Genomic DNA, 14,560 nt, shown 5'->3' on the forward strand with positions numbered 1-14,560 from the left:
CCATTTGGTATAACATATAAAAATAAGTGATCGCAGGGCGAATAACACCATCCCCACACGTGGCGCGCGGCGGGCGCTGAGGCAGTCTGTCATCATAGTGCAATGCAACATAACGGGGAGTACACCATGAGACTGAATCCCGCACGCGGCCGTCTGGCCGTGGCGCTGCTGGGCGGCGCAGCGCTCAGCGCGATGGCCATGCCCGCGCTGGCCGAAACGGCCCCGGCGGCTGATACTGGCAGCGGTCTGAGCGACATCGTCGTCACCGCCACCCGTTCGGCCTCCTCGATCCAGAAGACGCCAGTGTCGGTCACCGCGCTGGGCGCCGAGGAGGTCAAGCGCCTGCAGATCACCAACGTCAAGGATCTGGGGCAGGTCGCCCCCAACGTCAAGTTCACGCAGGTGACTGGTGGTTCGGCGGGGATCTCGCCCTATATCCGTGGCGGCAGCGTGACGGACGGGTCGCTGATCACCTCGGAACCCGATGTCGGCATCTACATCGACGATGTGTATCAGCCGCGCACCGCCGCCAGCTTTATCGAAGCCATCGATATCGAGCGTATCGAGGTGCTGCGCGGGCCGCAGGGCACGCTGTATGGCCGCAACAGCGCGGCGGGCGCGTTGAAGATCATCACCCGTGAGCCGGGCGCCACCTTCCGCCTGTCGACCGAGGCGGCCGTGGGCACCTGGGGCGAATTCAGCCTGAAGGGCAACGCCAGCGGTCCGGTGACGCAGGATGGCAAGCTGCGCGCGGGCTTTTCGGCCATGCACCGCGAACGTGATGGCGGACGCCAGTACAACGCCACGTTGCAAAAGGCGGTGGGCGCGGAAAACTTCACCGGTTTCGAAGGCCAGCTGGTCTATGTGACCGAGGGCTTCAAGGCCAAGGCTAAGGGCTTCTACTCGCACTATTCCAGCGATGGCCAGTATGCCGTGGCGATCAGCCCGTTCTACACCGGCAGCAATTATCTGGCCGCGCCGCCGACCAGCGGTTCGTACCGCACGGTGCTCAGCCCCTCGCCGTCCTTCACCAATTCGACGCAATATGGCCTGAACCTCAACCTCGAAGCCGATCTGGGCCCGAACACCAAGCTGACCTCGATCACCTCGTGGTCGCATCTGGATGACGCCTGGCGCGAGGAATTCTCGGGCGGCGTGCCGTGGGCGGCGCTGGGCATCACCGCGCCCGGTTACATGGCGCTGTTTGACCGCACCAGCTATATGGGCGACAGCAGCTTTACGCAGGAATTGCAGCTCAAGGGCAGTGTGGCCGATGGTCTGCTGACCTATGTGGCGGGCCTGTATTACTTTAACGAAAAGGGCACGCAGGACGTCTATTCGACGATCTTCTTTGGCCCCTCGACCACCAATTACGCGATCACCACCGACAGCTATGCCGCCTTTGGTCAGGTCAGCCTGCACCCGGTGGCGGGCCTGACGGTTACGGCCGGTGGCCGCTGGACCGAGGACAAGAAGACCTTCAACGCGATGATGGGCGCCTCGCCGGTCAATCGCCGCGATACCTGGCGCAATTTCCTGCCCAAGGTGGGCGTGGATTATCAGTTGTCGCGCGATGTCTTCCTTTATGCCTCCTATTCCGAAGGCTTCAAGGCGGGCGGTTACAACGGTCTGGCCACCACGCTGACCGCGCTGTCCACCCCCTATGGCCCGCAGAACGTCAAGGCCTATGAAATCGGCTTCAAGTCCGAATTCTTTGACCACAAGGCGCGTCTGAACGTGTCGGCCTTCATCAACGATTATGCCCGCCTGCAACAGCAGACGGTCGATAATCTGGGCAATTTCCTGACGCAGAACTATGCCGGTCTGCACAAGGGTGTCGAGATCGAGGCCAGCGTCAAGCCGTTCCCGGCCCTGACGCTGTGGGGCAATGCCGCCTTCAACGAGGCCAAGTACAAGCGTTCGGCCGAGACGTCGGCAGCCGCGGGCAGCTATGTCGGCAACCAGATGACCAGCGTGCCCAAGTTCCAGTACACCTTTGGCGGTGATCTGGTGGCCCCGTTTGGTCCGGGCAATTTCGTGGCGGGTCTGAACTATTCGATCCGCGCCGATTACTATGCCACGCCCGACAATCTGTGGATCGGCCATGTGCCGCGCACCGATATCCTCAATGGTTATGTCGGCTATGACTATGGCCGCTGGGCGCTGCGCGTTTCGGGCAAGAACCTGACCGATCAGACCTATTGGACCACCGGCTTTGCCTTCAGCGTGGTGGCGCCGCGCTTTATGGCCGATCCGGCCACCTGGCGCGTGTCGCTGGGCTACAAGTTCTAAGACTGCCAGCGTCGGTTCGTGGGGGATCACCTTCGAACCTGCAGCGGGCCGGTCGCCGTGGCACCCCTTTTGCCACGGAGGCCGGCCCGTTCGCCGTTTGGCCGCCCGTCATGGCCGGCGACTATCTGATGGGCGGATGATTGGCGCGGGGCGTGGCGCGGGGGCTTGGCCGGGGTTAGACTTGCCGGTGGTATTTCGCCACAGGAGCGCCCCCATGACTGACGACATCCTTGCCACTGATCGCCGTGCCTTGCTGGGGGCGCTGGCCGCTGTGCCGGTGCTGGGCGGCGTGTGGAGCGGTCAGGCAAGCGCCGCGCCGGTAAACCAGCCGCGCCGATTTTTCATCACCGCCGATGGGGGGCGTCAGGTCGAGATCACCGAATGGGTGCCGCGTGGGCGTCCGGTGGGGATCATCCTGTTCAGCCATGGCGCGGGATCGGCGCCCAAATATTACGATCCGATCATTCTACCGCTGGTCCAGGCGGGATGGCGGGTGCTGGGGCCGCTGCATGTCGATTCGCGCGAACACCCCGACACCAAGAAATTCCCCGGCCTGACCACATGGAAGGCGCGGGTGGAGGATTTCCGCGCGTTGCAGGACCATATCGGCCATGCGCCCTATGTGGCGATGGGCCATTCCTATGGCGGGATGACGGCGCTGGTGCTGGGCGGGGCCGAGGCACAGCGGCCCGAAGGCCTGACCGGCCCGTTCACCGATGGCAAGGCGCTGGCGGTGGTCGCCTTCTCGCCGCCCGCCGCTATCCCTGTGCTGATCACCAGGGAAGGCTATGGCAAGATCGCCGTGCCCGCGCTGGTGCAAACGGGCACCACCGACATTGTGCCGGGCATCACCGGCGCCACCCCCGACGCATGGCGCAGCCATCTGGACGGCTATGACGCGGCGCCGCCGGGCGGGCACCGCTATGGTTTGGTGCTGGAAGGGGTGAACCATTATTTTGGCGGGATGATTTGTGATTTCACCCAGCCCGGACCGCCCGTCCCGGCGCGCATGGCGGATGCCAACCGCATCACGCATCTGTTCCTCAAGGCCTATGGCCACAAGCTGCGCAGTGCCGCCGCCCTGCGCGCCCGTGTGGCGCTGGACGCGGCGGTGAGCGATGCGCTGCCGGTGCGGTTGATGACCAAGTAACCGGCCTGTCCGAATGGTGCGAAAAGGGGTGCTGCGGCGCCCCTTTTTTGTGGGCGCACTGTGTGGGCAAGCGGTCACCGGGGGACGGGTAAACAAAAACCCGGCCCCCGTGACAGGGGCCGGGTCTGTGTGGCCGCCGCAGGGAGGCATGGCGGCCATGGAAGCAGGGCGTCAGCCTTCGGCGATCTCGTCGATCATCTGGTTGAAGCCCTCGGTGGTTTCGGCGTCAGAGGCTTCCTGCGCTTCCTTGCGGGCCAGATAGAACAGGCGCTCAAGGAAGTTCTGACGGCGGGCCTCACGCTCTTCCAGCGCGGCCTGATCCAGTTCCAGCGCCTCGATGCCGGCGGCCAGATCCATGCCGCTGGCCTTGGCCACGCGCTCGGCGCTGTCCAGACGGTCGCGCAGGGTCGACAATTCGCTGGCCAGCACCATGATCATCGACATGGCGGTGTCCATGCCGGGCGCGTCATAGAACTGGGGGCGCTTGCCCTTGGCGTCCTTGATGACGTGGGGGCGAGTGGTGGTATCGGTCATTCCTGTAATCCCCCGTCAGGCCGCATCGGCCATGGCTGCGCTTTTTTGCGCGATCAGCACTTCCCAGCCGCCGCCCGGCGCGAATTCACCGGCGGTAAAGTCACGCTCGGCCACGTCCTCGGCCGCGCTCTGGCTGTAGCCTTCGGCCTGTGCGGCAAATTCCATGACCGCCATGGGCGCGGTGTCAAAGCGCACCGCCGACCGCTCAAAACCGACCTTCTCGGCCAGAGCGATCTGGTCCAGATCACGCATCGCGCCCCAGAACGGCTCGTTGTTGTACCAGGTCTCGTTGTCCAGAATGAACTGGGTGAACGGGTCCATCAGGTCGAACGGGGGCAAGTCGGCGTGGATCATCAGACCGCCGGGGGCCAGCACGCGGTGCGCTTCGGCGAACACGCGGGGCATGGCCTTGCCGCTGGTTTCGTGCAGCAGGATGTGGCTGACGACCAGATCGAAGTAACCGTCCTCAAAGGTGGTTTCCTCGGCGTTCATGGCGGCAAAGTTGACGTCCAGACCCATGCCGGCGGCGCGGGCATGGGCGTAACGCACGCAGGGCGCGCCCACGTCGATGCCCCACACCTCGGCGTCGGGGAAGTATTCCTTGTACGGCAGGGTCGAGTGACCCACCGTGCAGCCCATGTCCAGAATGCGCTTGGGCTTGAAGTCGGGGGTGTGGCGGCGCAGGTAATTGCACACGCTGCGGCCCATGTCGTCGTTGTTGGGGCCGGTATAGCCCATCGAATACAGGAACACGCCGCGATCATACAGCGCGCCCACGGCCACATCGTCCCGCGTCACTTCGCTGCAATAGCCGCCGGGCATGCAGTGGATGTCGACCGCCGTGACATAACGGGGCGGCACGAAATCGGGCGAGATGCGCAGTTCGGCCTTGGACTTGGCCGACAGTTCCTTGGCGCGCTCGATCAGTTCGGGCAGTTCGCGGTCGACCGAGACGTTGACCGATTCCCACAGCAATTCCTGCGCGATGCGGTTGTTGGCCGCATAATGCTGGAAATAGGCATCCTTGATCATGCCCTTGCGGATGTCGGCGCGGTTCTGCGGCGTGCGCTTGTGTTCCTTTTCGAACGCCTTGGCGACGCGGGTGTTATAGATGGGGGTGAGACCCGGCAACAGGGTGCTCTGAATGAACCCCTTGAAGCTTTTTGCAAACTCTTGCCGCGCCGCCTCGTCAGCGGTGGCAGAAGGCAGCATTGGGTGGCTCGCTTGCTGGAATGTGTTGAGCATCGGGCGACTCCCTGGTGAAACGGCGCGTGTCTGTCAGATGTGTATTGTCAGCGCCAAGAGCAAGGACTGCCCCGATGGGTTATCCGTCAGGTGGACAGCAAATCGCATGGTCCCTGTACGCCGACACCGATAGGGAAGAGAACACGCCCAGCCGATCCCCCCATTGACCTGGGGCAAATTTCCAAGAGGGAGTGCCTTTCATGGACGACACAAAGATGACCCGGCGCGATGCGTTCGGTCTGGCCGGCGTGGCCGCCACCGCTGCGGCCGGCGCCGCATTGACGCCCGCCACCGCGCAGGCCGCCTCGACGGGCCGCAAGAAGAAGATCGATTTTGTCACCAAGATCGACTTCAAGGACCCCAAGTGGACCCGCGACACCTATGCCCGCCTGGACGCCGACGTCGAGCCCGGCAAGGAAAAATGCGGCTGGATCCGTGGCAAGATCTTTGGCGTGCGCGACAACGAGGCGGTGCGCCCGCTGATGAACGTCGAAGGCTTCTCCTTTGTGCGCATCAACCGCCTGCCCGATGGCAGCTGGCGCCGCCTGTTGCGTGAGGTCGTGTTCTATCGCGATCTGGAAACCAACGAGATCCTGAAGGAATGGACCAACCCGTACACCGGTGAGCGAGTCAAGGTCGTGCCCATCGCCAACGATCCGTTCAACTTTACCATCAGCGAATTCGTGCCCGAACCGCCCTCCTATGGCGGCATGCAGGTGGTCAAGCGCGAGCCCAAGCCCTTCCTGCAGGACTGGCAGTGGGGCCCGGAAGGCACGATGATCCTGAACACCGGCATCGACATGATCTATCCCAACGCGCTGCGCCCGGATGTGTGGCCGCGCGAAAGCTCGGGCTGGATGAACCGCGTGTCGGAACAGTTCATCTATGTGGTCAAGAAGGCCGACGTCGAGAACCCCAACCTGACGCATATCCCCCACACCGGTTCGTGGAGCCGCATCACGCCGTGGCTGCCGTGGATGATGATGGGTCAGGCGCCCGGCCACATGAGCTATTTCACCCACTTCTCGACCATTCCCAATGGCATTGCCGGTTTGCCCGCCGATTTGGTGGCCGCCGCCCGCGCCATGGACGAAAAGTGGCTGCACGCGCCCGAAACCGACTACGGCCCGTCGCTCTCCAGCCTCGAAAACTACTCGCGCGAGCAAAAGCCCTCGCCGATCCCGAACGGTTGGTCGGTGCCGCAGCCGCCCGCGCCCAAGGGGCCGTTCCCGCCCCGTCCGCCGCTGAACTCCAAGCCGTAAGGCTCAGCGCTTTAAACCGATTGGTCACCTGACCAACGCGCCCGACCGGTCCCGCATATCTGGGGCCGGTCGTTTGCGTTTGGGGAGGCGCGTTTGGCGCCCGCGCGGATGACGCCCGAATGCCGCGCAGCAAAAAGGCCGGGAAGGGCGTTACCTCCCCGGCCTTTTGGCCCAGCCCTTTGGCCCGGCCTTGTGCCTTTGGCTTTATGCCGCGATCAGAAGCCCAGCGCGCCGGGGTTCATCAGCCCCTTGGGGTCCAGCTCGGCCTTGATCTTGTGGATCAGGTTGCTGGCCTGCGCCTGCAAACGCGGCTGATAGGGATAGGCGCGGCCCAGCTGGAAATGGCCCGAGCCATATTCCTGCATCAGCGCGACGACCGCTTCCTTCAGTTCGTTGGCATAGGCCTTGGCCTCCGCATTGGCGGGATAGTCCTTGAGGCTGGCGATCCAGTCCGGACCCAGCGTTTCCAGGTGATAGGGCGTGCGCGCGTCCGGCCAATACAGGGCGATCTCGTACAGGAACCCGCTGGAGCCAACGGGCGAGAACATCGTGCCGGTCCACACGCCCAGCCGTTCCATGTCGGCCTTGCGCGTGGCCAGCAGCGCCATATAGGCGTTGTGGAAGGGCACCACATTGCGGTGCGCCAGCACGCCATGGATCGGCACCCAGCGTTCGCCATTGGGGCCAAGGATATTGGCCAGCGGCGCAAACGGCATCGAGCGGACGAATTCGGGGATCGAATTGGCGATCTCGCGGCCATAGGGTTCCATGATCGCGCGCAGGCGGGCGGCGCGGTGCTGGGCGTCCGCTGGGTCAAAGCCTTCGACGATGAAGTGGCACATATAGGCGCCCGACCGCATCGGGTTTTCGCCCGCAATCGCCATCTTCAGCAATTGCTTGATCGCGCGGATCTTGGATGGCGACTTCTTGAAGATGGCAGCGGCGATCTTCAACCGCGCGCCCATGCCCTCGTTGCGGCCGATCTGCCCCTGCGAGAGCGCCAGATCCAGACCAAAGTGCGAATCATCCAGCCGCGCCAATTGCGCTTGACGCACACCGGCATGGCATTGGGCAAAATCGTCAAAGGCAAAGGAGAGCGTTTCGGCATGCTGCATCGCGCGCAGCAGGGGCAGGCGGATGCGCGCCTTGACCCCCAGCGTGCCGCAATCGCCGGTAAACAGCGCGGCCATGTCCGGACCATAATGGCGCATGCCGGTGGCCATGTCGGTGGACAGCAGTTCACCATTGGCCAGCACGACATCAATGCTCAACACGCTTTGCGCCGAGATGCCGTGGGCGGCGGTGCCATGGCTGACCGAGTTCTGGCTGACCGAGCCGCCAATCGTCGCCGCAATGCCCGAAAACGGCCCCCAGAACGGCGTGCGCAACCCGCGCGCGTCCAGCGCTTCCTTCAGCGCTTTCCACGTTACGCCCGCCTCAACGGTGACAACCGCGTTTTCCTCGTCGATCTCCATCGCGGTCAGCGCGCCGGTGTCGATCAGCACATGGCCGCCCGGTCCATACAAATAGCCATCGGTATAGGACGCGCCGCCGCCGCGCGGCACCATCGCCACGCCCGCATCGTTGCACAGCGCCACGACCGCCTGCAATTCGGCCACGCTGCCCGGGCGCGCCACCGCCAGCGGCACGCCGCCTGTGCGGTAAACGTCATTGGCCATATAGGCCAGCCGGTCGGCGGCATCGGTCAGGCTGCCAGTGGGCAAGGCGGCTGCCAACTGCTGCTTCAGGGTTGCGGTGTCCGTCATGGGGCTCTCGTCTCGTCTGGTTGGATGTGGGCGCGTGTCCGAAAGGTGGCACGCGATGCCCGCCTGTCGATGTGTCCCAGTTGGCCCGGTTTAGGCAAGGGGCGCATTGAACGGACGCACGATGGGGAACTATCCGCGCTGCGGCCAATCGCCATACGGCCGCAGGCAAGCCGCGCGCGCTTGGCAGGATCGGGGTGCGGACACCGGTGGTCATTTGGCCGGGGGCGGGAGAACAGGCATGGGGCAGGCAGCAGGATGGAGCGGGGTGCAGAAGGTGCTGCACTGGACGATGGCGGCGGCTATTGCGGTCGAGGTGCCGGTGGGTTTCATCATGGGCTGGACCTATGCCGACAAGACGCCGCAGGGCGCGGCCAAACATCTGCTGTCCAGTCAGATCCACCACACGCTGGGGTTGTTGCTGCTGGCGGCGGTGCTGTGGCGACTGACGCTGCGGATGCGCAACACCGCCCCGCCCGCGCCCGATGGCACCAGCCCGGCACAGGCGCGGCTGGCCAGCGGCTTGCAGGGGCTGCTTTATCTGGGGATGCTGATCGTGCCGCTGTCGGGCTGGGCGGCGCTGTCCTCGCTGGGGTCGGGCGGGGGCTATCCCGCGCCGCCGATCTGGTTCTTTGGCCATGACGGTTTTGGGCCCGGCGGCATGATCCCGCATATTGTGCCACCGGTGCCATGGAACGCGCACACCTTGTTCAAATACGGCTTTTTCGGCGCGATCCACCGCTGGGCGCTGATCATCGGCGGTTGCGCGCTGGCGCTGCATATCGCGGGGGCGCTGATGCACCAATTCGTGCTGCGCGATGGGCTGATTGGCCGGATGTGGCGGGGCTGACATGGCCGATGCGCTGATCCTGCCGCTGACGCCCGCTTGCGCCGATGCGCTGGCGCCGTTTGGCACGATCATTGGCCGGGCATCGGGTGCGCCCGAGATCCCCATCGATTACTATCGCGGGGCGGTGCGGGTGTCGGTCCCTGCGCCCTTTGTCAGCGAAAGCGCGGTGGATATCACATTGGCCGCGATGGACCCGCGCCCTTTGGAGGTCCGCTATATGGAGCGCCATTTCCAGCATACGCAGGCCTTCATCCCGCTGGGGGGAAAGCCATTTGTCGCGGTGATGGCCCCGCCCGGCGAAGGCGATCTGCCCGATCTGTCGGCGGCGCGGGCCTTTCTGTTTAATGGCAGCGCGGGGTTCCAGATGCATATCGGCACTTGGCACGAGTTTCCCTTTGCGTTGCAGCCCGACACCGATCTGATCGTCATCCTGTCGCGCCAGACAGGGGCGGATCTGCGGGCCAAAGACCCCGCGACCGAGGAGGCCCATGGCCCCGATCTGGACAAGAAAGACATCGCCGCGCGCACCGGCCGCCTGATCCGGGTGGACCTGCCCGCCAACCTCTCACAGCCATCGGAGTGACCCCATGCCGGTAGAACTGAACGGCCTGCTCAACCACAATATCTCCAGCGAGATCAGCCCGCTGCCCTTCACCACCTTTGACCCCGACGGCATCGCCAAGATGGCCAAACTGCACGAGGCCTATGGCTATGACCGGGTGCTGATCGCCAATGCCGCGACGATGCCCGACAATTTCACCACGGCGGGCTATGTCGCGGCGCATACCCAGCGGTTGGGCGTGATGCTGGCGCATCGCCCCGGTTTCATCCCGCCGACGATGGCCGCGCGCATGCTGGCGACGCTGGACAACCTGATGCCGGGGCGCGCGGGCGTGCACATCATCACCGCCGCCAGCGACGAGGAAACGCAGGCCGATGGCGACTATCAGACCAAGGTGGCGCGTTATGACCGCGCGCGCGAATATATCCGCGTGCTGCGCCAGATGTGGACCAGCACCGCGCCGATTGACCATGACGACACGTGGTTCAAGTTCACCGGCGGCTTTTGCGCGGTAAAGCCGGTGAACCCGCAGATCCCGGTCTATTTCGGCGGCATGAGCCCGGCCGCGCTGGAGACGGCGGGGGAATGCTGTGACGTGTTTGCCACCCTGTCCGACACGGTCGAGGGCATGAGCGAGGTGGTGGCCAAGGTGCGCGCCGCCGCAGCGCCCCATGGCCGAAGCCCGCGTTTCCTGATGTCGATCCGCATCGTCATTGCCGAGACGGACGAGGCCGCATGGGCGCGGGCCGATGCGATCCGGGATCAGGTGATGGCCAACATGGGCAAGCTGGACGCCAATGTCGTCGCCAACAAAGCCGACGGGTTCAAGCGCACCGCCGACATTGCCGCGCGCGGCGACCGGCTGGAAAAGTGTTTCTGGAACGGCATCAATCAGTTGCGCGGCGGGCAGAGCAATTCGGGCGCGCTGGTCGGCAGCCCGGACACGCTGGCCGATGCGATCATGGATTATTACAAGGCGGGCGTGTCGGCCTTCATCCTGCGCGGGTTTGACCCGATCGAGGACGTCAAGACCATCGGGCGCGACCTGTTCCCGTTGATCCGCGCGCGGGTGGCCGATTATGACCGGGGGCAGGCCGCCGCGCAGGCTGTGCCCGCCTGACCATTGCGGCCAGTACCACAGGGGCGGCGCGGGGCAGAGGCCTTGCGCCGCCCTTTGGCTATGGGTGGGCGGGCTTGACGTCACAGGGTGAATAGCTATTCCTGCGGGCATGTGTCAGCGTTGTCAGTCTGGATGGCATGACCGCGTGGACGCGCTCTGTTAACGCGGGGCATCAGGCCGCAAAACAGGCCGAATGTAACTGCCACTATATGGGAGACGACCTATGGCGCTGGCGCCCGACCTGTCGAGCAGCACCGATCCAAGCACCATCGAAGAGGAGGGCACCCATATCGATGCCCCGGAACTGCGCCTTTTCGTGATGGCGCTGTTCTTTACCTTTGGCGGGATCACCAGCCTGAATGACGTGATCATTCCCAAGCTGAAAGAGCTGTTCACGCTGAATTACATGCAGGCGATGTTCGTCAACACCGCCTTTTTCGCCGCCTATGCGATCATTGGCCTGCCGGGCGCGGCGCTGGTCAAAAAGGTCGGCTATATGCGCGGCGCGGTCATCGGCCTGTTACTCATGGTGGGCGGCTGTCTGATGTTCATCCCGGCCTCGCAAAGCGCGGCTTTCCCGGTGTTCCTGTTCGCGCTGTTCGTGCTGGCCTCGGGCGTGGTGATCGTGCAGGTGGTGACCAATCCGCTGATTTCGCTGCTGGGTCCGGTCAAGACCGCGCATAGCCGCCTGACCTTTGCGCAGGCGTTCAACAGCCTGGGCACGGTGATCTTTCCCATCGTTGGCTCGGCGCTGATTCTGGGCGGGCTGGCGCATGTCGATCCGGCCAAGCTGTCGGGTCCGGAGCTGGACGCCTATCGCGTGGCCGAAACCTCGACGGTGGTGCGCACCTATATCGGTCTGGCGCTGGCGCTGGGTCTGGTGGCGCTGGTGGTGTGGTTCAACCGCAACCGCCTGCAGGGCGAAAAGCACACGCAGGGCGGGCTGTTTGACGGCTTTGCGCTGCTGTCGCGTCCGCGCTTTGCCTTTGGCGCGCTGTGCATCTTTGTCTATGTCGGGGCCGAAGTTGCCGTAGGCTCGATGATCGTCAACTATCTGCGTCAGCCCCATGTGTTGGCGCTGGACGAAGCGGGCGCGGGCAAGCTGATCTTTGTCTATTGGCTGGGCGCGATGCTGGGCCGTTTTGCCGGTTCGGCGCTGATGCGGGTGATCCATCCGGGCAAGCTGCTGGCGTGCAACGCGCTGGGGGCTGTGGCGCTGATCGCGATTTCGGCCAATTCGGGCGGGCATCTGGCGGCCTATACGCTGCTGGCGATTGGCCTGATGAACTCGATCATGTTCCCGACGATCTTCAGCCTTGCCTGCGAAGGGCTGGGCGCCAAGGCGGCCGATGGTTCGGGCATCATCAACGTCGCCATCGTGGGCGGTGCGATTGTCCCGCCGCTGGTGGGCGCGCTGGCTGACAGCACCTCGCTGTCGCTGGCGCTGGGTCTGCCGGCGCTGTGCTATGCGGTGATTGCGGGCTTTGGCCTGTATGCGCGGCGGCCGGTCAACACCTGATCGCGGCCGATCAGGGCCACACAAAAAGGCCGGCAGGGTTTGCGCCCTGCCGGCCTTTTGCTTGCCCGGTAAACGGGGGATCAGCCGATCAGCGTGGCGATATAATAGAACGCCGCACCCACGGCCGCCGCCGCCGGAATGGTGATGACCCATGCCACCACCAGACGCCCTGCCACGCTCCACCGCACCGCACTGGTACGCTTGGCCGCGCCCACGCCCATGATGGAGCCGGTGATGGTGTGGGTGGTCGACACCGGAATGCCCATCGCGCTGGCGCCGAACAGCATGATCGATCCGCCCATGCTGGCGGCAAAGCCCTGATGGTGCGACAGCTTGGTGATCTTGTTGCCCATCGTCTCGATGATCTTCCAGCCGCCCGACAGCGTGCCCAGACCCATCGCGACATAGCAGGACAGCACCACCCAGCCCGGCACGTGGAATTCACCGCCCAGCATGCCCTGCGAATAGAGCAGGACGGTGATGATCCCCATCGTCTTTTGCGCGTCATTGGCGCCGTGGCCCAGCGAATAGGCCGCAGCCGATGCCAGATGCAGCGCCTTGAATGACCGCTCGGCCGCGCGGGCCGACGCCTTGACGAACAGCCACGAGGACAGCAGCATCAGCAGCATCGAGGCCGCCATGCCAATCAGCGGGGCCAGCACGATGAAGCTGGCGGTTTTGCTGACGCCGCCCCAGACCACCGCGTCCAGACCACCGCGCGCAATGCCTGCGCCCACCAGACCGCCGACCAGCGCGTGGCTGGAGGACGAGGGGATGCCGCGCAGCCAGGTGAACACGTTCCACGCCATGGCCCCCACCAGCGCGCCAAAGATGACGTGCGGGGTGATGATGTCCTTGTTCACCATGCCCTTGCCCACGGTTTCGGCGACCTTCAGGCCGAAAAACCAATAGGCGGCAAAGTTGAAAAAGGCGGCGAAAATCACCGCCTGCACCGGCGAGAGCAGCTTGGTCGAGACGACCGTCGCAATCGAATTGGCCGCGTCATGCAGCCCGTTGATGAAATCGAACAGCAGCGCAAGCACCACCAGCGCCACGATCAGCGGCATCGCCACGATCACATGTTCCATGAGGGCAGCCCCCTATCAGGCGTGATCGATGACGAGGCCGTCGATCTCGTTGGCGACATCCTCGAACTTGTCGACCACCTTTTCCAGGTGGCTGTAGATCTCGCGCTCGACGATGAAACGCATCGTGTCGGTCTTGCCGAACTGCTTGAACGCGTTCTTCAGGCCCTTGGCGTGGATGTCGTCGGCCTGGCCTTCCATGCGCACCAGACGCTCGGTCAACTCGTGCAGGCGGGCAGCGTTGCCGTGGATGTCGCGCAGCATCGGCAGCGCTTCGGCGATCAGGCGGCTGGCGTCGACGATGATCGCGGTCATGTCGCGCATTTCCTGCGTGAATTCGCGCACGTCATACAGGTCGATGGCGCCGGCGGTCTGCTGCATCTGGTCGATGGCATCATCCATCGCGCCGATCAGGCTGATGATCGCGCCACGGTCAAACGGCGTCAGGAAGGTCTTGCGCACGCTCACCAGCACTTCGCGGGTGATGGTGTCGGCCTCTTCCTCGCGCTCGACGATTTCCTTGACGTGCTGGGCCATGCCAGCGCCGCCCTGGAACAGGCGCGAAAGGGCGTCACCGCCCGCCGTCACGGTCTGGGCATGGGCCTCGAACAGGTCGAAAAACTGACCCTGACGGGGCAGCAAGGCCTGAAACCAGTGGAACATTCTGAAACCTTCCCTCACAGAACGAAAGCCGCCGGGCAGGGGCAAGCCGGACGCGGCGGCGGTAAAATCGGCCGGGCTGAAACCGCGCATCAGATCGCGCAGGCCCGGTTCGGCAACATTTTCGGCAGCCTCACGCAACGAGAACCAGCGGCGGGTGCGCTGTGCCTCCTCTTTCCAGCTGTCCAGTTCCTGCGTCACGGCCAAGGGGAAGACCACCACCTCAACCTGCAAGGACGCGCCCGAATTCAACTGCTTGCGGTATTGGTATGACCCCAGCGGCGCGGGGCAGATCGAGCCCACCACGCCGCCTTCTTCCAGCGCCTCCAGTTCGGCGGCGGCATGGTTGACCACGCCTTTCATCCGGTTACCCTTGGGCAACACCCATCGCCCGGTTCCCCGTGATGTCACCAACAACACCTCGATCGGTGCGTTCAGTTCGGGGCCGGTCTTGCGATAGGGCAGGGCAGCAATCTGGCGAATGGCGCGACTCACAGATGAAAAGGGCGTAAAACGGG

At 64.3% G+C, this 14,560-nt stretch carries 12 protein-coding genes; 7 read left to right on the plus strand and 5 right to left on the minus strand.

The genetic code is table 11. The features are described from left to right. Window positions 1–126: 126 nt before the first annotated feature. Both GTZ99_RS00365 and GTZ99_RS00370 read left to right on the plus strand, forming a co-directional pair. Window positions 127–2,292 (plus strand): TonB-dependent receptor, encoded by a 2,166-nt coding sequence (locus GTZ99_RS00365; RefSeq protein WP_161716312.1) that lies wholly within the window; start codon window positions 127–129, stop codon window positions 2,290–2,292. Between the two features lie 214 nt (window positions 2,293–2,506). Next, window positions 2,507–3,442: an alpha/beta hydrolase family protein gene (locus GTZ99_RS00370; RefSeq protein ID WP_161716313.1), complete on the plus strand. Its 936-nt coding sequence runs from the start codon at window positions 2,507–2,509 to the stop codon at window positions 3,440–3,442. A gap of 171 nt (window positions 3,443–3,613) precedes the next feature. On the opposite strand, the gene GTZ99_RS00375 is transcribed toward GTZ99_RS00370, so the two are convergent. Both GTZ99_RS00375 and GTZ99_RS00380 read right to left on the minus strand, forming a co-directional pair. Further along, the gene (locus GTZ99_RS00375; RefSeq protein ID WP_161716314.1) at window positions 3,614–3,976 is read right to left on the minus strand and encodes a hypothetical protein; all 363 of its coding nucleotides are present in this window, start codon (window positions 3,974–3,976) and stop codon (window positions 3,614–3,616) included. A 15-nt stretch (window positions 3,977–3,991) separates the two neighbouring features. Continuing rightward, a complete protein-coding gene (locus tag GTZ99_RS00380; RefSeq protein ID WP_161716315.1) occupies window positions 3,992–5,221 on the minus strand; it encodes a class I SAM-dependent methyltransferase in 1,230 nt (409 codons plus the stop codon). Window positions 5,222–5,421: 200 nt separating this feature from the next. Between GTZ99_RS00380 and GTZ99_RS00385 the strand changes: the two genes are divergently transcribed. Beyond that, window positions 5,422–6,483: a DUF1838 family protein gene (locus GTZ99_RS00385; protein WP_161716316.1), complete on the plus strand. Its 1,062-nt coding sequence runs from the start codon at window positions 5,422–5,424 to the stop codon at window positions 6,481–6,483. Between the two features lie 215 nt (window positions 6,484–6,698). Here the strand turns inward: GTZ99_RS00385 and GTZ99_RS00390 are convergent, their stop codons facing one another. Beyond that, window positions 6,699–8,249 (minus strand): FAD-binding oxidoreductase, encoded by a 1,551-nt coding sequence (locus GTZ99_RS00390; protein ID WP_161716317.1) that lies wholly within the window; start codon window positions 8,247–8,249, stop codon window positions 6,699–6,701. Between the two features lie 238 nt (window positions 8,250–8,487). Between GTZ99_RS00390 and GTZ99_RS00395 the strand changes: the two genes are divergently transcribed. The 4 genes from GTZ99_RS00395 (at window position 8,488) to GTZ99_RS00410 (ending at window position 12,297) form a co-directional block, all read left to right on the plus strand. Beyond that, entirely contained in the window at window positions 8,488–9,096 is a 609-nt protein-coding gene (locus GTZ99_RS00395) for a cytochrome b (protein WP_161716318.1), read from the plus strand. Between the two features lies 1 nt (window position 9,097). Next, on the plus strand, window positions 9,098–9,679 hold the full coding sequence (locus GTZ99_RS00400; RefSeq protein ID WP_161716319.1) for an ureidoglycolate lyase: 582 nt from the start codon (window positions 9,098–9,100) through the stop codon (window positions 9,677–9,679). Between the two features lie 4 nt (window positions 9,680–9,683). Continuing rightward, complete coding sequence (locus tag GTZ99_RS00405; RefSeq protein ID WP_161716320.1) at window positions 9,684–10,778, plus strand: LLM class flavin-dependent oxidoreductase; 1,095 nt, start codon at window positions 9,684–9,686, stop codon at window positions 10,776–10,778. 223 nt (window positions 10,779–11,001) lie between these two features. Continuing rightward, complete coding sequence (locus GTZ99_RS00410) at window positions 11,002–12,297, plus strand: sugar MFS transporter (RefSeq protein WP_161716321.1); 1,296 nt, start codon at window positions 11,002–11,004, stop codon at window positions 12,295–12,297. 80 nt (window positions 12,298–12,377) lie between these two features. On the opposite strand, the gene GTZ99_RS00415 is transcribed toward GTZ99_RS00410, so the two are convergent. Together GTZ99_RS00415 and GTZ99_RS00420 are read right to left on the minus strand one after the other, a co-directional pair. Next, window positions 12,378–13,385, minus strand: a complete 1,008-nt coding sequence (locus tag GTZ99_RS00415) for an inorganic phosphate transporter (protein ID WP_161716322.1) — start codon at window positions 13,383–13,385, stop codon at window positions 12,378–12,380. 15 nt (window positions 13,386–13,400) lie between these two features. Beyond that, window positions 13,401–14,525, minus strand: a complete 1,125-nt coding sequence (locus tag GTZ99_RS00420; RefSeq protein WP_406818575.1) for a DUF47 family protein — start codon at window positions 14,523–14,525, stop codon at window positions 13,401–13,403. Window positions 14,526–14,560: the final 35 nt, after the last annotated feature.

Origin of the sequence: Novosphingobium ovatum (assembly GCF_009909235.1) — a bacterium.
GTDB lineage: Bacteria > Pseudomonadota > Alphaproteobacteria > Sphingomonadales > Sphingomonadaceae > Novosphingobium > Novosphingobium ovatum.

Bases quoted from the DNA above. Each gene is read 5' to 3' on its own strand.
- GTZ99_RS00365 (WP_161716312.1), top strand. From the start codon at position 127: ATGAGACTGAATCCCGCACGCGGCCGTCTGGCCGTGGCGCTGCTGGGC.
- GTZ99_RS00370 (WP_161716313.1), top strand. From the start codon at position 2,507: ATGACTGACGACATCCTTGCCACTGATCGCCGTGCCTTGCTGGGGGCG.
- GTZ99_RS00375 (WP_161716314.1), bottom strand. From the start codon at position 3,976: ATGACCGATACCACCACTCGCCCCCACGTCATCAAGGACGCCAAGGGC.
- GTZ99_RS00380 (WP_161716315.1), bottom strand. From the start codon at position 5,221: ATGCTCAACACATTCCAGCAAGCGAGCCACCCAATGCTGCCTTCTGCC.
- GTZ99_RS00385 (WP_161716316.1), top strand. From the start codon at position 5,422: ATGGACGACACAAAGATGACCCGGCGCGATGCGTTCGGTCTGGCCGGC.
- GTZ99_RS00390 (WP_161716317.1), bottom strand. From the start codon at position 8,249: ATGACGGACACCGCAACCCTGAAGCAGCAGTTGGCAGCCGCCTTGCCC.
- GTZ99_RS00395 (WP_161716318.1), top strand. From the start codon at position 8,488: ATGGGGCAGGCAGCAGGATGGAGCGGGGTGCAGAAGGTGCTGCACTGG.
- GTZ99_RS00400 (WP_161716319.1), top strand. From the start codon at position 9,098: ATGGCCGATGCGCTGATCCTGCCGCTGACGCCCGCTTGCGCCGATGCG.
- GTZ99_RS00405 (WP_161716320.1), top strand. From the start codon at position 9,684: ATGCCGGTAGAACTGAACGGCCTGCTCAACCACAATATCTCCAGCGAG.
- GTZ99_RS00410 (WP_161716321.1), top strand. From the start codon at position 11,002: ATGGCGCTGGCGCCCGACCTGTCGAGCAGCACCGATCCAAGCACCATC.
- GTZ99_RS00415 (WP_161716322.1), bottom strand. From the start codon at position 13,385: ATGGAACATGTGATCGTGGCGATGCCGCTGATCGTGGCGCTGGTGGTG.